Source organism: Micromonospora sp. DSM 45708 (assembly GCF_039566955.1).
Classification (GTDB): Bacteria; Actinomycetota; Actinomycetes; order Mycobacteriales; family Micromonosporaceae; genus Micromonospora.
Window position 1 is genome coordinate 4,663,670 of sequence record NZ_CP154796.1, and the last position, 24,701, is coordinate 4,688,370.

Sequence of the window (24,701 nt, forward strand, 5' to 3'; positions counted from 1 at the left end):
AGAAGGGGCCCCGTCTCGACCAACGCTCAGCCGGGGTTGGCGTTCTCGTCGGTGACGTTGCCGACCTGGGCGCCGGGGGCCGAGGCGTCACTCGTCGAGCCGCCGGCCGGGGTGCTCAGTCCGCCGGTGGTGGCGTCCCCGGTGGTCGTCGGCGCCACCCTGCCCCGGTGCTGTTCCGGCTGCCGGGCCACCCGGCGCACACTGGCCGGGCCGGCCGTGCCGCCGGTCGTGGTCAGCGCGCCCTGGCCCCGGGTCGGGCCGCCGTCGCGCAGCACCTCCGGGTCGACCGCCACGTGCGCCGGGTCGTCCCGATCCGACTCCTGCATCACCCGCTGTTCGTCGGTCCGCGGCACCGTGACCTCGTCCAGCGCGCCCTCGCCGTACACGCCGCCGGCGACCCGCTGTTCGGCCCGCCGGGCGGCGTCCTGCCGGATGTCGTCCTCACGCACGTCAACCACCTCGCAGCTCTCGGTGTGGGTACCCCGGTGCGTGCCCGACGCCCGATCGCTGAAACCGCCCCACCTTCCCGCACCCCTGGTCGTCGAGCGTGGCGTTGCGGCACCTCCGATAACCGACAAAACGGTCGAACGTGGCACCGCAGGCCCACGACCGGCGCAGTCGGTGGGGTGGGATACGGCCGGCGCCCGGCGGTTAGCTTGTCTCGGGGGCCGGGTAGTCGGAGGGTGCCCCCGCCACAGTGTGCGAACCGTGCCGTGGCCGACCTGCGGCAGCGGGGCGAGGGTGCCGTACGACTCATCAAATCCTGAGGAGGACCAGATGAGCACGCAGGCCGCATCCACCAGGCCGATGAACCGGCCGATGTCGGACGTCCAGAACCGGTCGAGCATGATGGAGTCGCCGACCCGTCCGATGCCGTCGATGCACGACGGCCACCGGGAGGAGATGCCCGCTCCCGGCACCGAGACGAAGCAGGCGTTCCTCACCACCGAGTTCTGGGTGTACGCCGCAGCCGCCGCGGTGGTCGTGATCGCCGCGTTCTGGAAGGGCACCACCGCCAACGGCCTGAACATCAACAACCCGAACCAGGCCTGGTGGTACCTGACCGCGCTGACCGGCGCGTACCTGATCAGCCGTGGTCTGTCCAAGGCGGGCAGCGCGCGCCGCTCCGGCAGGGAGCGTCGAGGCCGGCGCTGACCCGCGCCGCGCGACCGGCGACGCCCCCGGGATCCGTCCCGGGGGCGTCGTCGCGTGCCGTCACTCGTCGCCGAAGTCCCCGCCGTCGTCGCCCTCGAAGGCGTCCTCGAGCATCTCGCCGGCCACCAGACCGCCGGCGACGCCCAGCGCGGCGCCCGCCACCATGCCGCCCATGCCGCCGCCACGACGACCGTGGTGACCCTGCGGGCCGTAGTGACCGGGGGCGCCGTAGTGGCCGCCGAAGCCCTGGGCGCGCAGGCCGCCGTACCGGGACGTGGTCTCCCGCAGCCAACCGTCGACGACCTGCGCCCAGTCGGTGCGCGCGGCGTCGCTGTGCGGGACGGCGTACCGCCCGAAGACGTCGTGCCCGGCGCTGAGGAAGCCGCCGCGCTTGTCGCACTCCAGGATCACCTCGACGCCCTGCTGGCTGGTCACGAACGTCAGCTCGACCTCGGTGACCGTCTGCGCGTACTGCGGCGAGGCGAAGAACTCGATCTCCTGGTAGAACGGCAGCGTCTGCGGCACGCCGGAGATGTGGCCGCGCTCCAGGTCCGCGTGCTTGAACCGGAAACCCAGCGCCTGGAACGCGTCGAGGATCCGCTCGTGGATCGGCAGCGGGTGCACCGACACCTGGTCCAGGTCGGACTTGTCGACCGCCCGCGCCACCGCCAGCTCGGTACGCAGGCCCATCGTCATGCCGTGCAGCCGCTGGCCGAAGACGTCGGTGACCGGGGTCTCCCACGGCACCGGCATCTGGAACGGGATGGCGAGCTGCTGCTTCGGCGCCAGCTCGAACGCGCCGCTGACCGGCATCCGGTGGAACTCCATGATGCCGGCGTACTCGCTGTCGCCGCCCTCGATCTCGACCCGGGTGACCAGGCCGACGGTGATCTGCTCGATGCGCGCCGGCGCGTCGCCGCCGACCAGGTTGACGTGCCCGTCCAGGGCCAGCCCAGGCCTGGTGTTCGGGTTGGTGAGCACGGTGTCGACGCTGGGACCGCCCACGCCGAACGCGCTCAACATCTTCTTGAAGACCATCGGTCACTCCCGCGGGACGGCGCTCCGACATGGACCGTCGGACGCGTGGTGAGGGGACCCTAACCGGCGCCGCTGAGAAGTGCCTGTGAGGCGCGCCCATCCGGCCGGCCGGGGCGGAGGCGCGGGGGCAGGTCAGGTGGTGGGGACGATGATCAGCTCGCCGACCTGGTCGCCGAGTTCGCGGCGGGCCGGCGCGGGCAGGCCGGCGTCGGTGATCAGCACGTCGGCCTCGTCCAGCGGCGCGATGGTGGCGATGCCGATCGTCTCCCACTTGGTGTGGTCGGCGAGCACCACCAGCCGGCGGGCGGCGCCGATCAGCCGCCGGTTCACCGCCGCCTCCAGCAGGTTGGGGGTGGTGAAGCCGGTACGCCGGCTCATCCCGTGCACGCCGAGGAAGAGCAGGTCCACGTTGAGCGCGGCGATGGCCGCCTCGGCGACCGGGCCGGTCAACGCGTCCGACGGGGTACGGATGCCGCCGGTGAGCACCACGCTCTGGTCGGCGCGGGGATTCTGGTAGAGCGCGTCGGCGACCGGGATCGAGTTGGTGACCACGGTCAGCCCGCGTACCCCGGCGAGCCGGGCGGCCAGCGCGGCGGTGGTCGTGCCGGCGGAGAGCGCCACCGCCATGCCCGGCTCGACCAGCCCGGCGGCCCGCTCGACGATGGCCCGCTTCTCGGCCCGCTGCCGCACCGACTTGGCGGCGAAGCCGGGCTCCTCGGTCGAGCCGGGGCCGGCCAGCGTCGCGCCGCCGTGCACCTTGTCGATCAGCCCGCGCTCGGCCAGCACCTCCAGGTCGCGGCGGATGGTCATGTCCGACACGCCGAACCGGTCGACCAGGTGGCTGACCCGGACGCCGCCGCGCTGGCGGATCAGCTCCAGGATGGCGCTCTGCCGTTGCTGGGCGAGCATCAGACCGGCTCCTCGCGGACCACCGCCACCTCCCCCGCCGGCACCACCAGGTCCCCGTCGCACCGCTCACCGGTGAGCAGCTCGACGCCGGTGGCCGGCAGCCGGGCCGGTCCGTCCGTGTGGTTGACCACGAACAGCCAGCTCCGCCGCGTCGAGCGGCGCCGCACCACCTCCACGCCGGTCGGGGCGGGCACCGGCGGGCGGACCCCGGCCTCGGTGAGCAGCCGGGCCACCAGCCGGTCGGTGGCCGCGTCGTCGAGCCGGGTGCCGACGTACCAGGCGGCACCCGCGCCGACGGCGTGCCGGGTCAGCGCCGGCACGCCGGGCAGCGGCCCGTCGGCGTACGCGGCGAGCACCTCGGCGCCCTCGGCGTGCAGCCACTCGGTCCACACGTCGGCGTGGGCGCCGTCGTCGAGGCGTACCGTCTCGCCGGCGCGCAGCGGGAAGAACTCCTCCACGCGTACGCCGAGCAGGTCACGGAACGCGCCCGGGTAGCCGCCGAGCCGGATGTGGTCGTGCTCGTCGACGATGCCGCTGAAGTAGGTGACGAGCGCGGTGCCGCCGGCTTCGACGAAGCGTCGCAGCGCGTCGGCGTCGGCGTTGCGGATCAGGTAGAGCGTGGGCACCAGGACCAGCCGGTAGCGGGACAGGTCGGTGGACGGGTGCACCACGTCGGCGGTGACGCCGGCCCGCCACAGCGCGGCGTGCAGCGCGGCCAGCCGGTCGGTGTAGGTGACGTCGACGCTGGGATGGGAGTCGAGTTCCGCGCCCCACCACGCCTCGTAGTCGAACAGCACGGCGACGTCGGCGTCGACGCGGCTGCCGCGGACCTCGGCGAGCGCGCGCAGGTCGGCGCCGAGCCGGCTGACCTCGCGGAACACCTTCGTGTCCGGCCCGGCGTGCGGGAGCAGCGCGGAGTGGAACTTCTCCGCGCCGGCCCGGGACGCGCGCCACTGGAAGAAGAGCACCCCGTCGGCGCCGCGCGCGACGTGCGCCAGGCTGTTGCGGCGTAGCTGGCCGGGCGTCTTGGCCACGTTGCGGGGCTGCCAGTTGACCGCGCTGGTGGAGTGCTCCATGAGCAGCCAGGGGGCGCCGCCGGCCACGCCACGGGTGTGGTCGGCGGCGAGCGCGAGGTTCACCTGCGGCTGCGGGTCGGCGGCGGGGAGGTAGTGGTCGTTGGCGACCACGTCCACGTCGGACGCCCAGGCGTGGTAGTCCAGGTGCTTGATGCCGGTGCCGATCATGAAGTTGGTGGTGACCGGTTGGGTGACGAGCCGGTCGAGCAGCTCCCGTTCGGCGCGGAGCTGGGCGCGCTGCTCGTCGGAGGAGAAGCGCAGGAAGTCGAGCTGCTGGGTCGGGTTGGCGAACGTGGGCGCGGCACGCGGCGGGTTCACCTCGGCCCAGTCGTGGTAGCGCTGGCTCCAGAACGCGGTGCCCCAGGCGGCGTTGAGCGCGTCCAGGTCGCCGTACCGCGCGCGCAGCCAGCGGCGGTACGCCTCGGCGCTGACGTCGCAGAAGCAGTGCACGTTGTGGCAGCCGAGTTCGTTGGAGACGTGCCAGAGCACCACCGCCGGGTGGGCGGCGTACCGCGTCGCGACGGCCTCGACCAGGGCGAGCGAGCGGTCCCGGAAGATCGGCGAGCTGGGGCAGTAGGCCTGCCGGCCGCCGGGCCACAGCACGGTGCCGTCGGCGCGGCGGGGCAGCGTCTCCGGGTGCCGGTGCGCCAGCCACGGCGGCGGGCTGGCGGTGGCGGTGGCCAGGTCGACGCTGATGCCGCCGTCGTGCAGCAGGTCGAGCACGCGGTCGAGCCAGCCGAACTCGTACCGGCCGGGAGCCGGCTCCAGCAGGGCCCAGGAGAAGATGCCGACCGAGACCAGGTTGACCCCGGCTCGGCGCATCAGCGCGACGTCCTCGGGCCACACCTGCTCGGGCCACTGCTCCGGGTTGTAGTCGGCGCCGTACCAGATGCCCTCGCCGTGCCAGTTCCGCATGAGAGCTGAGGCTGCCCCCGTTCGGCGGCCAAGTCAACACTTTCCAACATCGACAGCGATTACAACGTTTACCATCTTTTTTCCCTGCCACAGCACGGTTATCGCTGCCCTTTTGTCCTCTTGACAGCGCCGAACCAAGGGGTAGCTTCAACCGCCACCGGCTATTTCTGTTCGGACGTGTGGATTCTCGGTGGATCTCGTAGCCACCTCGTCCCCGCAGGAGGCACCATGTCTCGTCCCCGCTCGCAAGCCGAGTACCTCGCCCGGCTCGTCCCCCCGTCCGCCGCCGGCCTGCACCGGCGCTCACTGCTGGCCGGCGCGGCCGGCGCGGGCGCACTGCTCGGCACCGGCCTGCTCGCCGGCTGCGGCGACTCCGACTCCGGTTCCGGCACGGACGCGAAGAGCGTCACGCTCGGCTCGAACCAGTCGGATCCGAAACCCAAGGACGTCATCGCCAAGGTGATGGACGGCTTCAAGACGTCGTCCGGGGTGACCGTCAACATCAACACGGTCGACCACAACACGTTCCAGGAGAACATCAACAACTACCTCCAGGGCAAGCCGGACGACGTGTTCACCTGGTTCGCCGGCTACCGGATGCGGTTCTTCGCGGCCAAGGGCCTGGCCGGTGACCTCAGCGACGTGTGGGGCAAGCTCGACGGCTACTCCGACGCGTTCAAGAAGGCGTCCACCGGCGACGACGGCAAGCAGTACTTCGTGCCGGCGTCGTACTACCCGTGGGCGGTCTTCTACCGCAAGTCGGTCTGGCAGCAGCGCGGCTACCAGGTGCCGACCACCCTGGACCAGCTCAGCGCGCTCGGCGCGCAGATGAAGAAGGACGGCCTGACCCCGATCGCCTTCGCCGACAAGGACGGCTGGCCGGCGATGGGCACGTTCGACATCCTCAACCTGCGGATCAACGGCTACCAGTTCCACATCGACCTGATGGCCGGCAAGGAGGCGTGGACCTCCGACAAGGTGAAGAAGGTCTTCGACACCTGGGCCGGGCTGCTCCCCCTGCACCAGCCGGACGCGCTGGGCCGCACCTGGCAGGAGGCCGCCCAGTCGTTGCAGCAGAAGAAGAGCGGCATGTACCTGCTCGGCCTCTTCGTCGGCCAGCAGTTCAGCGGCGCGGACCTGGAGGACCTGGACTTCTTCACGTTCCCGGAGGTCGACTCCACCATCGGCGCGAAGAGCCTGGACGCGCCGATCGACGGCTACATGATGGCCCGCAAGCCGAAGTCCAAGGACGCCGCCACCAAGCTGCTGACGTACCTGGGCTCGAAGGACGCCGCGAACGTCACGGTCAAGAACGACCCGAGCACGCTGGTCGCCAACAGCGGCGCGGACACCGCCGGCTACACCGCGCTCCAGAAGAAGGCCGCCGAACTGGTCGGCTCCGCCACCGAGATCGCCCAGTTCCTGGACCGGGACACCCGGCCGGACTTCGCCTCCACCGTGATCATCCCGGCCCTCCAGCAGTTCATCAAGAACCCGAAGGACATCGGCGGAATGCTCACCAGCGTCGAGAACCAGAAGAAGTCGATCTTCACAAGCTGACGGCGGAAGGGGGAAGGACACCATGTCCGACCTGCCCCTGATCCAAGCGGATCGCGCCGTGCCGCCACCGGCCGCGACCACCACCACCGGTGGTCGCGGTCGACGGCTACGGCTCCTGTCCGGCACCGACCGCGTGGTGATCACGCTGATGGTGCTGGTACCCCTGCTGCTCGTCCTCGCCCTGGTCTGGCTGCCCGCGGCGGCGACCGTGCTGCTCTCCGGCACGGACTGGGACGGCATCGGCCCGCTCGGCGAGATCGACTGGGTCGGGTGGCGGAACTACGACGACGTGGTGAACAACTACCCGCCGTTCGTCCCCGCGGTGCAGAACAACCTGCTCTGGCTGGCCGCGCTCTTCGTGGTCGCCACCCCGCTCGGCATGTTCCTCGCCGTGCTGCTGGACAAGGAACTGCGCGGCAGCCGGTTCTACCAGACCGCGCTCTACCTGCCGGTGGTGCTCTCGCTGGCGCTTGTCGGCTTCATCTGGCAGCTCATCTACAGCCGGGACCAGGGCCTGCTCAACGGCGTGTTCGGCGGCGACACCGACTGGTACGGCGACCCGCACGTCAACATCTGGGCGGTGCTGGTGGCCGCCGGTTGGCGGCACGTCGGCTACGTCATGCTGCTCTACCTGGCCGGTCTGAAGGGCGTCGACCCGTCGCTGCGGGAGGCCGCCGCCGTGGACGGCTCCTCGGAGACCAGCACGTTCTTCCGGGTCGTCTTCCCGGTGATGCGCCCGATCAACATCATCGTGCTGGTGGTGACCGTGATCGAGTCGCTGCGCGCGTTCGACCTGGTCTGGGTCATCAACAAGGGCCGCAACGGGCTGGAACTGATCTCGGCGCTGGTCACCCAGAACGTGGTCGGCGAGGCGAGTCGGATCGGCTTCGGCTCCGCGCTGGCCACCATCATGCTCGCCGTCTCCCTGATCTTCATCACCGTCTACCTCTGGACCGTCATGCGGGAGGACAAGCGATGACCGCCGCCGTCTCCCCCGGCCGCCGCCGGCCGCTGCGGCCGGCCCGGGTGGTGCTGCACCTCTTCCTGGGTACGATCGCCGTCGGCTGGTTGTTCCCGCTGTTCTGGGCGGTGCTCACCTCGTTCCGCTCGTACCAGTACACCGCCGTGCACGGCTACGTCTCGTTCGGCGGCTGGACGATCGACAACTACGTCACCGCGTGGCGGACCGCCGAGTTCGGCAGGCACTTCCTCAACTCGGTCTACATCACCGTGCCGGCGGTGCTGCTCACGCTCTTCCTCGCCTCCTGTGTGGCGTTCGTGATCGCCCGGTTCAGTTGGAAGCTCAACATCGCGCTGCTGGGCCTCTTCACCGCCGCGAACCTGCTGCCGCAGCAGGCGCTGCTGATCCCGCTGTTCCGGATGTTCACCCAGATCCCGCTGCCGGCCTGGATGAGCGACTCGGAGCTGCTCTACGACAGCTACTGGGGGCTGATCCTGGTCAACGTCGCGTTCCAGTGCGGCTTCTGCGTCTTCGTGCTGAGCAACTACATGAAGGCGCTGCCGCACGAGCTGTACGAGGCCGCGATGGTCGACGGGGCCAGCGTGTGGCGGCAGTACTGGCAGGTGACCATGCCGCTGTGCCGACCGGCCCTGGCCGCGCTGGCCACGCTGGAGGTCACCTGGATCTACAACGAGTTCTTCTGGGCGACCGTGCTGATGCGTACCGGCGACAAGTTCCCGGTGACCAGCTCGCTGAACAACCTGCGCGGCCAGTTCTTCACCGACAACAACCTCGTCTCGGCCGGCTCGGTGCTGGTCGCGATCCCCACCCTGGTGATCTTCTTCCTGCTTCAGAAGCAGTTCGTCCGGGGCCTGACGCTGGGAGCCTCCAAGGGATGACGATCCTCCACCTGCACCGGGCCGGAACCAGCCTGGTGCTCGACGCGCGCGGCCCGGGGCTGCCCCGGGTCGTGCACTGGGGCGCCGACCTCGGGCCACTGTCGGCCGAGGAGCTGCCCGCGCTCGTCGACGCCACCGTGCCGCCGGTGGTGCCGAGCAGCTTCGACGCGCCGACCGTGCTGTCGCTGCTGCCGGAGGCGAGCGCCGGCTGGGGCGGCCGGCCCGGCCTGGCCGGTCACCGCGACGGCCGGGACTGGTCGACGGCGTTCCGGCTGACCGGGCTCGACGTCCACGACGACCCCGCCCCACCGTCACCCACCTCCCCCTCCCCCGCCCCCGAGCGGTTAGGAGGGGCCCCCGCACCTGCACCAGGCGTTAACCGGGGGCCCCTCCTTTCCCGCGGGCGGGTGGTGGTGCGGGCGGCGGACCCGGGCGCGGGGTTGAGCCTGACGATCGAGATCACGCTGGACCCGGCGGGGTTGCTGACGCTGCGGCACCGGCTGCGCAACGACGGCGACGGCCGCTACGAGCTGCGCGAGCTGACCCCCGTGCTGCCGGTGCCGGCGGTCGCCACCGAGCTGCTCGACCTGACCGGGCGTTGGTGCCGGGAACGCGAGCCGCAGCGGCACCCGTGGCCGATGGGCGCCTGGGTCCGCGAGGGGCGGCACGGCCGCACCGGGCACGACGCCACGTTGCTGCTGGTGGCCGGCACGCCCGGCTTCGGCTTCGGGCACGGCGAGGTGTGGGCGGTGCACACCGCGTGGAGCGGCGACCACGTCACGGTGGCCGAGCGCCGCCCCACCGGCGAGGCCACACTCGGCGGCGGTGAACTGCTCGCACCCGGCGAGATCGTGCTCGGGCCCGGCGAGGAGTACGCCACGCCGCTGCTGTACGCGGTCCGGTCGTCGGACGGGCTGGACGGGCTCAGCCACGTGCTGCACACCCACCTGCGCGCCCGGCCGGGGCATCCGCCCGCGCCGCGCCCAGTGACGCTGAACGTGTGGGAGGCGGTCTACTTCGACCACGACCTGGACCGGCTGCGGGCGCTCGCCGACCGGGCCGCCGAGGTGGGCGTGGAACGCTTCGTGCTCGACGACGGCTGGTTCCGCGGCCGGCGGCACGACCTCGCCGGGCTCGGCGACTGGTGGGTCGACGAGCAGGTGTGGCCCGGCGGCCTGCAACCACTCATCGACCACGTCCGCGGGCACGGCATGCAGTTCGGGCTCTGGGTCGAGCCGGAGATGGTCAACCCCGACTCCGACCTGTTCCGCGCCCACCCCGACTGGGTGCTCCAGGCACCCGGCCGGCTGCCGCTGCCGTGGCGGCACCAGCAGGTGCTGGACCTGGCCCACCCGGACGCGTACGCGTACCTGCGCGACCGGCTCGACGCGGTGCTGCGCGAGCACGCCGGGATCGCGTACCTCAAGTGGGACCACAACCGTGACCTCACCGAGGCCGGGCACGCCGGCCGGCCCGGCGTGCACGCGCAGACCGTGGCCGTCTACCGCCTGCTGGACGAACTGCGCGCCCGGCACCCCGGCCTGGAGATCGAGAGCTGCTCGTCCGGCGGAGCCCGGGTAGACCTGGAGATCCTGCGTCGTACCGACCGGGTCTGGGCCAGCGACTGCAACGACGCGCTGGAACGGCTGGCCGTCCAACGCTGGACCGGCCTGCTGCTCCCGCCGGAGCTGATCGGCACGCACATCGGGCCGGACCGCTCGCACACCACGCACCGCGTGCACGACCTCGGCTTCCGGGCGGTCACCGCGCTCTTCGGCCACCACGGCATCGAGTGGGACATCACCGCGATCGACGCGTCCACCCGGGCCGAACTGGCCGCCTGGGTGGCGTTGCACAAGCGGCTGCGCCCGCTGCTGCACGGCGGGCGGGTGGTCCGGGTCGACCACCCGGACCCGGCCGTGCAGGCCCACGGCGTGGTCGCCCACGACCGCTCCCGGGCGGTGTACGCGGTCAGCCGGGTCGCCACGTCCGTCGCCCAGGTGCCAGGCGCGGTGCGGTTGCCGGGGCTGGACCCGCGGCGGCGCTACCTGGTGCGTCCGCCGGCCGGGGTGCCGGAGCCGGCGCTGCTGGAGCTGACCCCGCCGGGTTGGCTGGCGTCCGGCGCCGGGGTGACGCTGCCCGGGTCGGTGCTCGGGACGGTCGGCCTGCAACTGCCGGCCCTGCACCCGGAGCAGGCGCTGCTGTGGGAGGTCACCGCACTTTTCTGAAAAACTTCGCTGACGGATGTCGAGACGCGGGGTGGTGGCTTCTACCTGAGCGTGGAAGCACCGACAATCGGTGCTCGGGCGTGAGGAGCGAATCGTGAAGTACATGCTGCTGATGCAGTTCAGCGCCGCCGGGACCGACTTCCCGCCGGTGGACACCTGGACGCCGGAGGAGTTCCGGGCGCACATCGACTTCATGGGCGAGGTCAACGCGAAGCTCATGGCCGACGGCGAGTTCGTGCAGGGCGAGGGGCTGGGCGGCCCGCAGCAGGCCCGGATCGTGCGGGCCGGCGAGAACGGCGCGCCGGTGGTCACCGAGGGTCCGTTCGCGGAGACGAAGGAGTTCCTGGCCGGCTTCTGGATCGTCGACTGCGAGACGCCGCAGCGGGCGGTCGAGATCGCCGCGTTCATCTCCGCCGCGCCCGGCCCGGGTGGCCGGCCGCTGCACATGCCGATCGAGGTGCACCCGGTGATGTCCGGGCCGCCGCAGGAGATGTGACCCTGGCCGGGCACGTCGTCGAGGGCCTGCTGCGCGAACTGGCGCCGCAGGTCCTCGGCGTACTCGCCCGCCGCTTCGGTGACTTCGCCACCGCCGAGGACGCGGTGCAGGAGGCGCTGCTCGCGGCCAGCCGGCAGTGGCCGGTCGAGGGGCTGCCGACGCATCCGCGTGGCTGGCTCACGCAGGTCGCGTACCGGCGGATGATCGAACTGGTGCGTGCCGAGACGGCCCGACGGGACCGGGAGGACCGCGCGGCCCGCCGCTCCGGCGACGACCGGCGGACCGCACCCGCCGCCGACGAGCCGTTGACCGGCGACCGGGACGACACGCTGGTACTGCTCTTCCTCTGCTGCCACCCGTCGCTGACCACGCCCTCGGCGATCGCGCTGACGCTGCGCGCGGTGGGTGGCCTGAGCACCGCCGAGATCGCCCGCGCGTTCCTGGTGCCCGAGGCCACCATGGCGCAGCGGATCAGCCGGGCCAAGCAACGCATCAGCGACTCCCGGCTGCCGTTCCGGCTGCCCGAGCCGCCCGACCGGCAGGCCCGGCTCGCCGCCGTGCTGCACGTGCTCTACCTGATCTTCACCGAGGGGCACACCGCAAGCCTCGGCGACGACCTGCGGCGGGTCGACCTCTCCGACGAGGCGATCCGGCTGGCCCGCGAGATGCACCGGCTGCTGCCCGACGACAGCGAGGTCGCCGGGCTGCTCGCCCTGATGCGGCTCACCGACGCCCGCGCCGCCGCCCGGACCGGCCCGTCGGGCGAGCTGATCCCGCTCGCCGAGCAGGACCGCTCCCGCTGGGACGCCGCCGCGATCGCCGAGGGCACGACGCTGGTCACCGACGCGATGACCCGGGGGCCGGTGGGGCCGTACCAGCTCCAGGCCGCCGTCGCCGCGCTGCACGACGAGGCGCCGACCGCGGCGGCCACCGACTGGCCGCAGATCCTCGCGCTGTACGGGGTGCTGGAGCGGCTCACCGGCAGCCCGGTGGTGGCGTTGAACCGTGCGGTGGCGACCGCCATGGTGCACGGGCCGACCGCCGGGCTGGACGCGCTCGCCGGCCTGGTCGACGATCCCCGGCTGGCCGGCTCGCACCGGCTCGACGCGGCCCGCGCCCACCTGCACGAGATGGCCGGCGACCACGACGCCGCCGCGGCCCACTATCGTGCCGCCGCCGCGAGAACCACCAGCCGCCCCGAACAGGAGTACCTGCTGACCCGCGCCGCCCGCCTCCACCCTCCCCGCTGACCCCGCGCTGTCCCTCACCCCCGCTGTACCCGGTGATCAAGGAGTTCGCGTCGGTGGCCGGCCTGGCTGGTGACGCGAACCCCTTGATCACGCGGTCAGGGGGTGGCCGGGCTGCGGGTGGTGGGTGGTGGGGTCGCGGAGGTGGAGTGGTGCTGTCGGAGGAAGTGGGTGCGCGCCGCCCCGCGTACGTCCGCAGCCCCCTGACTCTTTGTCGTCGCCCGCTCTCGTACCAGGCCGGACGGTGCCTACAAACCTGATGGCGCAGACGAGTCACCGTGGGTGACCCGTTCACGCCCTCAACCTCGTAGGCCCACGCACCCTGCCGAGCGGCCAGAAGAAGGGTGGCCGGGTCCGTGCGGACCCGGCCACCCGATGCGCGGTCGGTCAGCTCGCGGTGCAGGTCACCGCCGGCGTGGCGGCGCTGCCGTTGCCGATGAAGCCGAACGTGGTGCTGGCGCCGGCGCCGAGCCGGCCGTTGTAGTCGACGTTGCGGGCGGTCCAGGCCGACCCGCTGCCGCTGACCGTGGCGTTCCACGCCTGGCTGACGGTCTGGCCGTTGGCGAACGTCCACTTCGCCGTCCAGCCGGTGATCGCGGCGGAACCGGCGGTCACCTTGACGTCGCCCTGGAAGCCGCCCTGCCACGAGTTGACGACGGTGAGGGTGGCGGTGCAGCCACCGGCCGGCGGCGGCGTGCTGGTCGGCGGCGTGGTCGGGGTGGGGCTGGTGGTCGGGCTGGGGCTCGTCGTCGGGGTCGGGCTGGTGGTCGGGCTCGGCGAGCTGCCGGAGTAGACCGAGGCCTCGCGGGAGGTGGCGGCGATGCCGTTGGCGCCGTTGAAGATGCGCTGACCCCAACTGGTGAGCTGGGCCGGGTTGAAGCCGGTGGTCATGTCCAGGTATTCCACGCCGCCGCCGTTGCCGCTCCACGACCAGCCCAGGTAGCCGATCCGGTTGGTCTGGGCGTAGGACATGATGGCGTCCTCGTCGGGGTTGCCGTCGGAGTGGTTGAAGCCGAACTCACCGACCACGATGGGCAGCCCGGCGGTGCGGAACCGGCCCAGGTAGTCGCTGATCTCCGCGGCGGTGTCGAACACGCCGTACATGTGGATGGAGAAGACGGTGTTGCGCTGCGGGTCGGCGTTGAAGACGGTGCCGGCGTTGTCGCGCATGGTGAACGACCAGTCCTGGCCCCAGTTCGGCGCGTCCACCATGATCGTGTGGGTGAGGCCGCCAGCGCGCAGCCGCTTGATCGCGTTCGAGGTGTCGGTGGTCCAGGCGCTGTAGCCCTGGTTGCCGAACGGCTCGTTGCCGATGTTGACGATGACGTACTTCTCCTGGCCCTTGAGCACGTCGGCGATGCTCAGCCAGTAGTCGGTCGCCTTGGCCAGCGTGGTGGCGGCGCCGTCCTCACCGTAGCCGGTGGTGTCGTGCACCTCCAGCACGCAGATGAGCCGGTTGGCCTTGCACAGCGAGATCACGTTGGCCACGTCGGCGGCGCTGTTCGTGGTCCAGCGGTCGCCGCTGGCCAGCACCACCCGGACCGTGTTGGCGCCGAGCGCCTTGATGTTGGCGAACGAGCTGGTCTGCTGCGGGTACCAGGTGTGCGCGTGGTTGACGCCGCGCATCACGAACTCGGTGCCGTTGGCGTCGTAGAGCCGACCGTTCGAGACGGAGAACCCGGTCGCGGCCTGCGCCGGCTGCCCGAAGGCGAAGACGGCGGTGAGCGCCGTCAGCAGGGCGACGCCCGCGGCGGAGAGCATTTTCTTCATGGCTGTCCTCTGAAGGGAGATCTCCCCCGTGCCCGTGTGGGGGTGCGGTGATGGTGATGACGGTCCCGGACGCCGGCATCAGCGTAGGCCGATGGACTGTCGAAGGCAACCGGTTAAGTCCCGTGACGGCCCGCGTCATCACGGGCCGCCACAGGGGCGGTCATCCCCACCACAGGATGGTGCGCCTCCCCGGCCTGAACCGGTTAAGCCGGACTGTAGGCAGCATCCGACGGCCCGTCAAGAGATCCGGCCGGAGAAGCGGACACCAGGGTTGACCCGCGCCCGGCGGGGTATCCCGGGACGATCCACCCGGGAGGAGAGGCGCCATGGTGAACGTCGGCTACACCCTGATGTGCGAGCAGGCCGGACCGAAGGAGTTGGTCGACCACGCGGTGCGCGCCGAAGCCGCCGGTTTCGACCACCTGGTCATGTCCGACCACTACTACCCGTGGCTGGAGTCGCAGGGCCACTCGCCCTACGCCTGGTCGGTGCTCGGCGCGGTCGCCCACGCCACCACCCGGCCCGAGCTGCTGTCGTTCGTCACCTGTCCGATCCGCCGCTACCACCCGGCCGTGGTGGCGCAGAAGGCCAGCACCATCGGGGTGCTCTCGGACGGGCGGTTCACGCTCGGCCTCGGCGCCGGGGAGAACCTCAACGAGCACGTGGTGGGTGGCTGGCCGCACGTGCAGCAGCGGCACGAGATGTTCGAGGAGGCGCTCCAGATCATCCGGCCCCTGCTCAACGGCGAGACGCTGACGTTCTCCGGCAACCACTTCGACGTGCCCGACGCGTACGTCTGGGACCGGCCCGAGCGGCCGGTGCCGATGGCGGTGGCGGCGTCCGGCCGACAGTCCGCCACGCTCGCCGCCGAGTACGCGGACGCCATGATCGCCACCGATCCGCTGTCCCACCTCGTCGACATGTACGAGGAGGCCGGCGGCGCGGGCCGCCCCCGCTACGGCCAGGTGGCCATCTGCTACGGCCCGGACGAGGACGAGTGCCGCAAGATCGTGCACGACCAGTTCCGCTGGTTCGGCATGGGCTGGAAGGTCAACGCGGACCTGCCCAACCCGGACGCGTTCGACGCGGCCACCCAGTTCGTCCGCGAGGAGGACGTGGCCGAGGGCATCTCCTGCGGCCCGGACGTCGAGCGGCACGTCGAGGCGTTCAAGAAGTTCGTCGACGCCGGCTTCACCCACGTGGCGCTGGTCCAGGTCGGCGGCGACCGGCAGCCGATGTTCCTGGACTGGGCCCAGGAGGAGCTGCTGCCCCGGCTGCGCGAGCTGTGACGGGTTTCGGGCCGGCGGAGCTGCGCCGCGCCCCGGCCGGCCGTTCCCGGCGCGGCCAGATCGGCCGGTGGCTGGTCGACACGCTGCGGAGGCGCCGTGACAGGTGCCGGTCCTGCTCCGCGACGTGCGCGACGCGCGTCCGACGCTGGTGCTGGCCGGCGCCCGGGACCCGGTCGCGCCGGCCGGCTGGCGGGCCGAGGCCGCCCGGCTGCTGACCGACGGTCACGCGGTGACCGTGCCCGGCGCGGCGCACAACGTGGTCACCACCGCGCCCGGCCCGGTCGCCCGGGCGATCCGCGACCTGCTCACCCCGGACGACGAGGAGCTGACGTCATGCGTATCGGAAACACCGAGATCCGGCCCGCTGGCGGCGGGCTCGGCTGCCTCCTGATGATCCTGTTCTCGATCGTGGCCTCGGTGGTGCTGACCGTGCTGATCAACCTGATCCTCTGAACCCGGCCGCGACGCGACCTCGCCTGCCCCGCCCGCCCAGGCCGAATTCAGCCGTGCCGGGGCGCGAGGTCCAGCTCGGCCAGGACGGGGTAGTGGTCGGAGGCGGTGTCGGCGTCGCCGTCGCGGACCACCCGGACGCTGCGGACCCGGTCGGCCAGGGCCGGCGTGGCGAGCAGGTAGTCCAGCCGCATCCCGGCGAACTCCGCGCCACCGTGGCCGGTCGGCACCGTCAGCCCGCCCGGCCCGTCGCCGCCGGCGCGCGGCCAGAGATCGACCAGGCCGCCGTCGAGCAGCCGGGCCACCGCGCGGGTGTCCACGGTACGGCCGTCGCGGCGCAGGTGCCGACGCCGGTACGCCGCGGCGAGCCCGGCCAGGCGGGCGGTGTGGTCGACGGCCGGCTCCAGCGTGTTCAGGTCCCCGGCGAGCAGGGCCAGCTCTCCCCCGGTGCGTCGCACGGCCGCCGCCAGCCAGCCCGCCTCCCACCGGCGCCGCCCGCCCGACCACGGGTTCAGGTGGGTGCTGAACACGGTCAGCGGTCCCGCCCCGGTGGCCACCCGCACCCGGGCGGCGGCGTGGTGGAACGGCCGGCGGACCCGCCCGGAGGACAGCACCCGCAGCGGCGGGCGGACCAGCACCGCCACCGGCTGGCCGAAGCAGGACCGGGCGACGTACGGCACCAGACCCGTCCGCTCCGCCAGCCCGCCCAGTGTGCGGTCCAGGCCGCGCAGCTCCTGGAGGGCCAGCACGTCCGGACGCTGCGCGGCGACGACCGAGACGATCCGGTCCCGGCGGTCGGTGCCGTCACGGTCCCGACCGCCGGTGCGGATGTTCCAGGTCATCACCCGAAGCATCGGGTCAGTCCGGCCGGCCGGCCTTGGCCAGCTCGTCGTCCAACTCGTCCACCTGCTCGGACCCGATCGCCGGCTGGTTGCCCTGCGCGACGTCGGCGTTGGGCCGGATCACCCACCAGAGCAGCGACAGCCAGAGCGCGCCGAGCAGGATCGCGCCCATGAAGTCGGTCGGGTGGTGCATGCCCCGGTACATCCGGGAGGTCGCCACGCCGACCGGCATGATCACGGCCATCGCCACGAACAGCCACCGCCACCAGCGGTCGGTGCGGGGAAACACGATGATCGCCATGGCGGCCCAGAGGCAGATGGTCGCCGCGATGTGCCCGGACGGGAACGACGAGGTGGGCATCTGGCCGTCCAGGTTCTCCACCGGCGGTCGGGGCCGCTCCACCACGCGGGCGCTGGCCAGGAACAGGCTCAGCTCGCCGAACATGGCCAGCACCACGAACAGGACCGGTCGCCAGCGCCGCCACACGGCCAGCACGATCGGGCAGAACACCAGCGAGACCAGCAGGATGGCGTGGGTGTCGCCGAACTTGCTCCACCACCAGCTCAGGTCCGTGAGCGCGTCGGTGTGCCGGGCGGCGAACCAGCGTGGGACCTCGGTGTCGAGCGTGTCGAAGAACGTGCCCTTGGCGTGGTAGCTGACGTACATGCCGAAGGCGTACAGCACGCCGAAGACGATCACCCAGCCGACCAGCAGCTCGGCCACCGCGGAGCGGGGGTGCTCCAGCACCTTCTCCTCGGCCGGGGCGGGAGAGATCTCCCGGCCCGCCTCGGGCTCCAGGCCCTCGCTCAGCGGCGGCACCGGCCGGCCGCGCTCGCGCCGCCAGAGCCGGAACGCGTACGCGGTGACGCCCAGCCAGGCCGCGCCGAGCAGCCAACCGCCGAGCACGTCCGACACGAAGTGCACGCCCAACGCGATCCGGGTCAGCCCGACCAGGAGGACCAGCACGGCGGCGACGGCGATGGCCGGCTTGCGCCAGCGCGGCGCCATGGCCGGCAGGAACACCAGCAGCAGCGCGCCGTACGCGACGAACGAGCCGAGCGCGTGGCCGCTGGGGAAGCTGTTGCCGGGGGCGCTGGCGATCGGCACGTCCACCACCGGGCGCAGCCGCCCCACCAGCGCCTTGAGCGACGGATCGAGGATCAGCCCGCCCACGCCGGTGACGATCAGGTAGACCGCGAGCCGGGACTGGCGGCGGATCAGCAGGCCCACCACGGCGATGGTGATCAGCCAGATCAGCACCGGGCGACCGCCCAGGTCGGTGATCGCCTGGAGCACGGCGACCAGCGGCTTGTGCGGTGCCACGAGGCTGTTGAACCACTCGGCCGCCTCGTGGTCGGCGTGTTGCAACGGGCTCCAGCGGAACCGGACGAGCATGAGCAGCACGCCGAATGCGACGCCCGCGCCGGCCACCGCGAGCAGCCCGACCAGGCTCCGCTCGGCGAAGTGGCCGAGCGGCCGGCGCCCGGCTTCCTTGACCGCTGTCACACCGCACCTCCCTTTTCTTCTGCGAGGCGCGCTGTACCCGATCGGCGTGGCTCTCACACGCCGGGTCGGCGCGGCGTCAGAGCGCGGTCATCTCCCCGGTGTCGAACAGCTCCTCGCGCTGCGCCTCCGGCTCCCACAGGTCCGGCTGGGCCGGCTCCTCCACCCCGATCCGCATGGCCTCCAACTGGGCGGCGAAGGCCAGTCCGCCGAAGAGCGCCATCCCGGTGAGGTTGGCCCAGAGCAGCAGCGCCATCATGCCGGTCAACGCGCCGTAGGTCTGGCCGAACCCGCCGCTGTACTTGACGTACGCGGCGAGCAGCAGGCTGGCCAGCCACCACAGCGCGATGGCGATGCCGGCGCCGAAGAAGAGCCAGGACAGGCCGGGTTGCTTGCGCCGGGGCGCGTGCCGGAACAGCACCGCCACGGCGAGCACGGTCAGGCCGAGGCTGAGCGGCCAGCGGATCACGTCCCAGACGACGGTGGCGGCGTCGCCCCACTCGTAGTGCCGGCGCACCGAGTCGCCCAGCGCGCCGCCGCCGACCAGGATCAGGAACCCGGTCAGCGCGGGCACGCCGGCGACCACCGCGAGGACGGCGGCGCGGACGTACTTGGCGAACGCCGGGCGGTCCCGCTCGACGCCGTAGATCCGGTTCGCGCCGCGCTCGATCTGCGCCATCGTGGTGGTCAGCGCGACCAGCCCGGTGATCAGGCCGAGGGTCAGCGCCAGCTCGCCGGCGTCCTCGGTGCGGTCGGTGTCGGACAGCAGCTCCTGCACCACCGTCTCGCTCTGACCCGGGGTGATCGCCAACACCGTGTCGGCGACGACCTTGCCGCCCTCGTCCGCGCCGAGGTCGGTGATCAGGCCGGTGAGCGCGATCAGGAACGGCACCACGGCGAGGCAGAGCTGCAACGCCAGCGCCCGGGAGTGGCTGAAGCCGTCGCCGTAGCGGAACCGGATGAACGCGTCCCGCAGCAGGGACCAGCCGCCGTGCCGGCGAAGGGTGCGCCAGGCGTCGTCGGCGGACAGCTCGTCGGAGGTCATCAACCGGGTCTCGGGGACGAGCTTGGTGCTACTCACGGCGCGCCTCGTCGATCAGGCGCTCGCCGCGCTCGGCGGCTGCCTCGGCGTCCTCCGCCAGGTCGGGGTGGTCCGCCGGGCGCGGCACGCAGAGCCAGAGCGACTCGGGCCGGATGGTGGCGGTGAGCGAACGGCCCGGCTCGATCAGGTCACCGTCGAGCTGCCGGGGCTGGGCCCGGTTGCTGGCGATCTCGACGGTGCGGGCCCGGAACACCTCCATCCGGGGCACGCTGCCGCGGCGGCGGACCAGCGCCCAGCCCATGGCGACCCAGTGGCCGAGCGTGCGCGGGGTCAGCACCGCCACGTCGAGCCAGCCGTCGTCCGGCTCGGCGTCGGTGAGCAGCCGCACCCCGCCCTGGAGGCGGCCGACGTTGGCCACCAGGACCGAGCGGGCGCGGCGGCGCAGCGGGGGCCGACCGTCGATGCGGACCGAGACCCGCATCGGCCGGTCCCGCAGGTGGCGGGCGGCGCCGACCAGGTAGGCCGGCCAGCCGATCCGCTTCTTGGTGGTCTCGGAGGTGGAGTCGAGCATCTGGGCGTCGAAGCCCATCCCGGCCATCACCGCGAAGCACTGGTCGTCGACCACGCCGACGTCGAGCCGGCGCATCCCGCGCTCGACGGCGACCTCCAGCCCGGCGGCCAGATCGCCGGAGAGGCCGAGGTTGGCGGCGAGCAGGTTGCCGGTGCCCTGGGGCAGCACGGCCAGCGCCACGTCGGTGCCGGCCAGCGCGGTGACGCAGGCCATCACGGTGCCGTCGCCGCCGCAGGCGAAGATCACCTCGGCGCCGGCCTTGACCGCCTCCTCCGCCTGGCCGCGACCCGGGTCCTCGACCGTGGTCTCGTGCCAGGTCGGGGCCGGCCAGCCGGCCGCGGCGAGCGCGCCGTCCACGGTCTGCCGGAACTCGTCGAGGTCGGCCACCTTGACCGGGTTCACCACCACGGCCGAGCGCGGGGTCCGGTTCTCCGCGGTCACCGGAAGCTTGTCGTCTGCACCGTCCACGGCGCCAGTGTGCAGGACGCCGGTCGCGGCGGCGACCCGGCGGGCGGGGTCGTTGCGAGGACCGCAATCAGGTTTGGATTCCGGCGGGGGTGTCAGGCCGTCTCGCGCAGCGCCGCGTCGACCCGCCGCCGCAGGTCGTCGACGTCGACGCCGGCCTCGGTGAGCACCTGCGCGGCCAGGCCGTCGCCCTCGCGGAGCAGGCCGAGCAGGATGTGCTCGGTGCCGATGTGCCGGTGGCGCAGCCGGAGCGCCTCTCGCAGCGACAGCTCCAGCACCTTCTTGGCCCGTGGCGAGAACGTGCCCAGGTCGGGCCGGCGGCGCCACCACCGGCGCGGCCGGGGCGCCGCCTCGCGGAGCGCGTCCGGGCCGAACGACTCCTCGATCCGGGCCACGATGGCGGCCAGGTCGATGCCGATCTCGCGCAGCGCCGCCGCGTCCGCCGCGCCGAGCCCGTCGACGCCCTGCGCGGTGTGGCGGGCCACCGCCGCGCGCAGGCCGTCGGCCTCGACGCCGCCGGCGGCGAGCAGCCGGACCGCCAGGTTGTCGCCGTCGGCCAGCACGCCGAGCAGCAGGTGCTCGGTGCCGACCGGGCGCCGGCCCTCCGCCCGGGCCTCGGTGACCGCATGGTGCACCACGGCACGGGCCCGGTCGGTGAATCGTTCGAACATCACGCCTCCCAGCTCTCGCGCACCGCCGGTCGCCCGGCGTGTTTCTTGTGGACCGCCTGTCGGCTGACCTCGAGCGCGTCGGCGATCTCCTGCCAGGACCAGCCCTGTCGACGGGCGTTGTCCACCTGGATCACCTCGAGCCGTTCGAGCAGCCGGCGCAGGGCGAGCACGGCGCGCAGGCCGACCTTCGGGTCGGTGCTGCCGGCTGCCGCCGCGAGTTCCGTCGCCTGACTCATGCTGTCAATGTAGGTTGACAGCGTGGATTCGTCAACCCCGGTTGACACGAGACACGCCGTGACCTGCCCGTTCGCGGGCTGCGGCGGTGCTACGGTCCGCTGATGTTCCGCCGCCGTCCACCGGACCGGCCGGTCGAGGCCGCCCGCCGGCTGACCGCCGGCCGGCTCACGCTGGAGGTCGCCGGCGGCAGCGTGCTCGGGCACCGCTACCCGGCGAACTACGACGTGCTGCACGTCGACGAGGAGCTGCCGCTGGCCGTGGTCTGCGACGGCATGGGCGAGGGCGAGGGCAGCCGGGTCGCCGGCACGACCGCGACGCAGACCTTCGTCGGGCGGGTCCGCGCCGCGTGGCCGGCCGTCGACGCCGCCGGGCTGCACGCCGCCGCCGCCGAGACCCAACGCCGGGTACGCCGGGCCGGCGCCACCCGCACCGGACTGACCGGGTGCACGCTCACCGCGCTGGTGGTCGAGCCGGACGGCGACCGGGGATGGCTGGTGCACCTCGGCGACTCCCGGGCGTACCGGCTGCGCGACGGGCTGCTGGAGCTGGTCACGGCCGACCACACCATGGCCTGGCTCGGGCTGCTGCACGGCTGGTGGCCGGCCGGTTCCCCGGAGGCGGCGCGGGCGCGCTACCAGTTGCTGCGCTACGTCGGCCACCCGGACCAGCCGGAACCGGACCTGCTCGCCACCCGGCTGCGTCGCGGGGACACCTGGCTGCTCTGCACCGACGGGGTGAGCGACCAGCTCGGCTACCACCGGCTGCGGGATCTGCTGGCCGCCCGCCGGGACCCGGCACGCACCGTCCGGGCGCTGCTCGACGCCAGCCTGGAGGCCGGCGGCGAGGACAACGCCACCGCCGTCGTGCTGCGCGTCCACCCCGCCCTGCCGCTCCCCCCGCTGAGCGCGCCCGCGCCACGGCGTGACCGGGGACACTTGACGTCCTGACATTCTGTGCAAGACTTGTCAGCATGTCGAACGACCGGTTGGAGACGATCCTGACCGCCGCGTACGCGTGCTTCACCCGGCACGGCATGCGGCGCACCACCATGGACGACATCGCCGCCGCCGCCGGCATGTCCCGGCCGGCGGTCTACCAGTACGTGCGCAACAAGGACGACGCCTACCGGCGGCTGGCCGAGCGGCTCTTCGCCGACTCGCTCGACCGGGCCCGACGGGTCGCCGCCACCCCCGGCGCGCTGACCGACCGGCTGCACGACGTGCTCGCCGCCAAGCTGGAGCTCACGCTCACGCTGCACCGGGACAGCCCGCACGCCACCGAGCTGCTCGACGCCAGCGGGAAGCTCACCGGCGACCTCGTCGAGGCGTACACCGCCGAACTGACCGACCTGGTGGCCGACACGCTGGCGGACGCCGCCGGGCCCCGGGCCCGCGCGGTGGCCGACGTGCTCGTCGCGCTCACCCGCGGCCTGGAGGCCGACCTCACCGACCCCGACCTGCCCCGGCAGCGGCTGCGCGACGGCGTCGCGCTGCTCGTCGCCGGCCTGCCCCCTCAGGGAGACCACGCATGACCGCCGTCCTCATCACCGGCACCTCCTCCGGCATCGGCCGGGCCACCGTCGCGCGGCTCGCCCGCCGCCCCGACCTCACCGTGTACGCCACCGCACGCCAGGTCGACGCGATCGCCGACCTGGCCGACACCGGCGCCCGGCTGCTCCCCCTCGACGTGACCGACGAGGCGTCCATGCGCGCCGCCGTGGCCGCCGTGGAGGCCGCGCACGGCCAGGTCGACGTGCTGGTCAACAACGCCGGCTACGGCGAGTACGGCCCGATCGAGGAGGCCCCGATGGACCGGGTGCGCGCCCAGTTCGAGACCAACGTCTTCGGGCTCGCCCGGCTCACCCAGCTCGTGCTGCCCGGCATGCGCCGTGCCGGCCGGGGCCGGATCGTCAACGTCAGCTCGATGGGCGGCCGGCTGGTCTTCCCCGGCGGCGGCTACTACCACGCCAGCAAGTACGCGGTGGAGGCGATCTCGGACGCGCTGCGCCAGGAGGCGCGGCCGTTCGGGGTGGACGTGGCGGTCATCGAGCCGGGCCTGATCCGCACCGGCTTCGGCGCGGTGGCCGCGTCCTCGCTCGGCGGCGGCACCGCGCCGTCCGGGCCGTACCGGTCGATGGTGGCCGCGGTGGACGCGGCGATGGCGAAGTCCTACCGGAACCCGGTGCTCGCCGCCGGACCGGACGCGGTGGCCCGGGTGATCGAGCGGGCCGTGGTGGCCCGCCGCCCCCGCACCCGCTACCTGGTCACCGCCGCCGCGTGGGCGATGGTGCACACCCGCCGGCTGTTCGGCGCCCGGCTCTTCGACGCGGTCAACCGCCTCCAGTTCCGCTGACCCGGTCCGGCCGGCCCGGCCGCCCGACTACCGTGGGTGAAGAGCGCGGTCGGGAGGTGAGCCGGAATGGCCGCACCCAGCCACGGCGCGGTGGTGGTCGGCGTCGGCCGGTCGGCGGAGGCCCTGACGGTGGTCCGCACGGCCGCCGTCGAGGCCGCCGCCCACGATCGGCCGCTGCACCTGCTGCACGCCTTCAACTGGGCCGCCACCGGCGGCCCCGCCCCGGCCGGCGGCACCCGCATCGACGCCGAACGGCTGCTGGAACGGGCCGGCCAGCTCGCCGCCGACGCCGCGCCGGAGGTGCCGGTCAGCGACGAGATCGTCGAGGGCTCACCGGTCGAGGCGCTGCTGCGGGCCGCCGGCACCGCGTTCCTGGTGGCGCTCGGTGACGGCGGCATCTCCACCTGCCCGGCCTGCGTACCGGCCGACGGGCCCGCCGTCGAGCTGGCCGCCCGCGCCGGCTGTCCCGTCCTGGTCGGCCGGTCCGAGCCGGCCCCGCCCGGGCCGCTGCTCGTCGGCTACGACGGCTCGCCGGGCGCCCACCACACGCTCGGGTACGCCTTCGACTGCGCCGAACGCCGGGGCGCCCGGCTGCTCGCCGTCCGGGTGGTCGAACCGGAGCGCCGCGACGCCGACGACGGCCTGCTGGAAGCGGCGGTCAACGCGCACGCCGTCCGGCATCCCCGGGTGACCGCCGACTGCCGGACCGTGCGCGGCGAGCCCGCGGACGTCCTGCTCGACCGCTCCCGGTCGGCGCAGCTCGCGGTGGTCGGCGCACGCGGCGACGGGCCGGTGCGGTCCAGCCTGGGCGAGGTCAGCCAGGCTCTGCTCTACCACTCGCCGACCCCGCTGATCGTCGTCCGGGGGCTCGACCCGGGCGCCCGGGAGGGGGCATGACGCCCACCGGACCCGGGACCTCCGGCCCTGACCGGCACCCCCGTCCGGGCGCGAGAGTGGACGCGCCGGGGACGGACGTCTCCTCCCCGGGTGGCAGCCGACCCCGAGCCACGAGAGGCTAACGCAG

General features: G+C 73.1%; 24 protein-coding genes. 13 read left to right on the forward strand and 11 right to left on the reverse strand.

What is annotated here, in order from left to right:
- Positions 1–26: 26 nt before the first annotated feature.
- Entirely contained in the window at positions 27–449 is a 423-nt protein-coding gene (locus VKK44_RS19740; RefSeq protein ID WP_343442637.1) for a hypothetical protein, read from the reverse strand.
- A 328-nt stretch (positions 450–777) separates the two neighbouring features.
- Here VKK44_RS19740 and VKK44_RS19745 point away from each other — a divergent pair, with 328 nt between their 5' ends.
- Positions 778–1,155 (forward strand): hypothetical protein, encoded by a 378-nt coding sequence (locus VKK44_RS19745; RefSeq protein ID WP_374709171.1) that lies wholly within the window; start codon positions 778–780, stop codon positions 1,153–1,155.
- Positions 1,156–1,215: 60 nt separating this feature from the next.
- On the opposite strand, the gene VKK44_RS19750 is transcribed toward VKK44_RS19745, so the two are convergent.
- The 3 genes from VKK44_RS19750 to VKK44_RS19760 form a co-directional block, all read right to left on the reverse strand.
- Positions 1,216–2,193: a sporulation protein gene (locus VKK44_RS19750; protein WP_343442638.1), complete on the reverse strand. Its 978-nt coding sequence runs from the start codon at positions 2,191–2,193 to the stop codon at positions 1,216–1,218.
- Positions 2,194–2,325: 132 nt separating this feature from the next.
- Entirely contained in the window at positions 2,326–3,102 is a 777-nt protein-coding gene (locus tag VKK44_RS19755; RefSeq protein ID WP_343442639.1) for a DeoR/GlpR family DNA-binding transcription regulator, read from the reverse strand.
- Positions 3,102–5,093, reverse strand: coding sequence for a beta-galactosidase (locus VKK44_RS19760; protein WP_343442640.1), 1,992 nt, complete (start codon positions 5,091–5,093; stop codon positions 3,102–3,104). The genes VKK44_RS19755 and VKK44_RS19760 overlap by 1 nt, the downstream gene beginning before the upstream one ends.
- 228 nt (positions 5,094–5,321) lie before the next feature.
- Between VKK44_RS19760 and VKK44_RS19765 the strand changes: the two genes are divergently transcribed.
- The 6 genes from VKK44_RS19765 (at position 5,322) to VKK44_RS19790 (ending at position 12,487) form a co-directional block, all read left to right on the forward strand.
- On the forward strand, positions 5,322–6,653 hold the full coding sequence (locus VKK44_RS19765; RefSeq protein WP_343442641.1) for an ABC transporter substrate-binding protein: 1,332 nt from the start codon (positions 5,322–5,324) through the stop codon (positions 6,651–6,653).
- A 22-nt stretch (positions 6,654–6,675) separates the two neighbouring features.
- The gene (locus VKK44_RS19770; protein ID WP_343442643.1) at positions 6,676–7,632 is read left to right on the forward strand and encodes a carbohydrate ABC transporter permease; all 957 of its coding nucleotides are present in this window, start codon (positions 6,676–6,678) and stop codon (positions 7,630–7,632) included.
- Positions 7,629–8,513, forward strand: coding sequence for a carbohydrate ABC transporter permease (locus tag VKK44_RS19775; protein ID WP_343442645.1), 885 nt, complete (start codon positions 7,629–7,631; stop codon positions 8,511–8,513). Before VKK44_RS19770 ends, VKK44_RS19775 begins: the two co-directional genes overlap by 4 nt.
- Entirely contained in the window at positions 8,510–10,741 is a 2,232-nt protein-coding gene (locus tag VKK44_RS19780; protein ID WP_343442646.1) for an alpha-galactosidase, read from the forward strand. The genes VKK44_RS19775 and VKK44_RS19780 overlap by 4 nt, the downstream gene beginning before the upstream one ends.
- Before the next feature lie 103 nt (positions 10,742–10,844).
- Entirely contained in the window at positions 10,845–11,237 is a 393-nt protein-coding gene (locus VKK44_RS19785; protein ID WP_343447825.1) for a YciI family protein, read from the forward strand.
- A 2-nt stretch (positions 11,238–11,239) separates the two neighbouring features.
- Positions 11,240–12,487, forward strand: coding sequence for an RNA polymerase sigma factor (locus tag VKK44_RS19790; protein WP_343447826.1), 1,248 nt, complete (start codon positions 11,240–11,242; stop codon positions 12,485–12,487).
- 384 nt (positions 12,488–12,871) lie between these two features.
- Here VKK44_RS19790 and VKK44_RS19795 read toward each other — a convergent pair whose 3' ends face one another.
- Positions 12,872–14,254 carry a cellulase family glycosylhydrolase gene (locus VKK44_RS19795; RefSeq protein WP_343442648.1) on the reverse strand — a complete coding sequence of 461 codons (1,383 nt, stop codon included), beginning with the start codon at positions 14,252–14,254 and terminating at the stop codon, positions 12,872–12,874.
- 326 nt (positions 14,255–14,580) lie between these two features.
- Here VKK44_RS19795 and VKK44_RS19800 point away from each other — a divergent pair, with 326 nt between their 5' ends.
- Positions 14,581–15,543 (forward strand): TIGR03557 family F420-dependent LLM class oxidoreductase, encoded by a 963-nt coding sequence (locus VKK44_RS19800; RefSeq protein WP_281935123.1) that lies wholly within the window; start codon positions 14,581–14,583, stop codon positions 15,541–15,543.
- 103 nt (positions 15,544–15,646) lie between these two features.
- The gene (locus tag VKK44_RS19805; protein WP_343442650.1) at positions 15,647–15,934 is read left to right on the forward strand and encodes an alpha/beta fold hydrolase; all 288 of its coding nucleotides are present in this window, start codon (positions 15,647–15,649) and stop codon (positions 15,932–15,934) included.
- 109 nt (positions 15,935–16,043) lie between these two features.
- On the opposite strand, the gene VKK44_RS19810 is transcribed toward VKK44_RS19805, so the two are convergent.
- From VKK44_RS19810 to VKK44_RS19835, 6 genes are all read right to left on the reverse strand, one after another.
- Positions 16,044–16,847, reverse strand: coding sequence for an endonuclease/exonuclease/phosphatase family protein (locus tag VKK44_RS19810; protein WP_343442651.1), 804 nt, complete (start codon positions 16,845–16,847; stop codon positions 16,044–16,046).
- Between the two features lie 4 nt (positions 16,848–16,851).
- Positions 16,852–18,342 (reverse strand): phosphatase PAP2 family protein, encoded by a 1,491-nt coding sequence (locus VKK44_RS19815; RefSeq protein ID WP_343442653.1) that lies wholly within the window; start codon positions 18,340–18,342, stop codon positions 16,852–16,854.
- Positions 18,343–18,418: 76 nt separating this feature from the next.
- Entirely contained in the window at positions 18,419–19,420 is a 1,002-nt protein-coding gene (locus tag VKK44_RS19820; protein ID WP_343442655.1) for a YihY/virulence factor BrkB family protein, read from the reverse strand.
- Positions 19,413–20,420: a diacylglycerol/lipid kinase family protein gene (locus VKK44_RS19825; RefSeq protein ID WP_343442657.1), complete on the reverse strand. Its 1,008-nt coding sequence runs from the start codon at positions 20,418–20,420 to the stop codon at positions 19,413–19,415. The genes VKK44_RS19820 and VKK44_RS19825 overlap by 8 nt, the downstream gene beginning before the upstream one ends.
- A gap of 92 nt (positions 20,421–20,512) precedes the next feature.
- Positions 20,513–21,088 carry a Clp protease N-terminal domain-containing protein gene (locus VKK44_RS19830; RefSeq protein ID WP_343442659.1) on the reverse strand — a complete coding sequence of 192 codons (576 nt, stop codon included), beginning with the start codon at positions 21,086–21,088 and terminating at the stop codon, positions 20,513–20,515.
- Positions 21,088–21,324, reverse strand: coding sequence for an HTH domain-containing protein (locus VKK44_RS19835; RefSeq protein ID WP_030275209.1), 237 nt, complete (start codon positions 21,322–21,324; stop codon positions 21,088–21,090). Before VKK44_RS19835 ends, VKK44_RS19830 begins: the two co-directional genes overlap by 1 nt.
- A 102-nt stretch (positions 21,325–21,426) precedes the next feature.
- Here VKK44_RS19835 and VKK44_RS19840 point away from each other — a divergent pair, with 102 nt between their 5' ends.
- From VKK44_RS19840 to VKK44_RS19855, 4 genes are all read left to right on the forward strand, one after another.
- The gene (locus VKK44_RS19840) at positions 21,427–22,272 is read left to right on the forward strand and encodes a PP2C family protein-serine/threonine phosphatase (protein ID WP_343442661.1); all 846 of its coding nucleotides are present in this window, start codon (positions 21,427–21,429) and stop codon (positions 22,270–22,272) included.
- Between the two features lie 23 nt (positions 22,273–22,295).
- A complete protein-coding gene (locus VKK44_RS19845; RefSeq protein ID WP_343442663.1) occupies positions 22,296–22,856 on the forward strand; it encodes a TetR/AcrR family transcriptional regulator in 561 nt (186 codons plus the stop codon).
- Positions 22,853–23,677: an oxidoreductase gene (locus VKK44_RS19850; protein ID WP_343442665.1), complete on the forward strand. Its 825-nt coding sequence runs from the start codon at positions 22,853–22,855 to the stop codon at positions 23,675–23,677. The genes VKK44_RS19845 and VKK44_RS19850 overlap by 4 nt, the downstream gene beginning before the upstream one ends.
- A 66-nt stretch (positions 23,678–23,743) precedes the next feature.
- Positions 23,744–24,574: a universal stress protein gene (locus tag VKK44_RS19855; protein ID WP_343442666.1), complete on the forward strand. Its 831-nt coding sequence runs from the start codon at positions 23,744–23,746 to the stop codon at positions 24,572–24,574.
- The last annotated feature ends 127 nt before the right edge of the window (positions 24,575–24,701 follow it).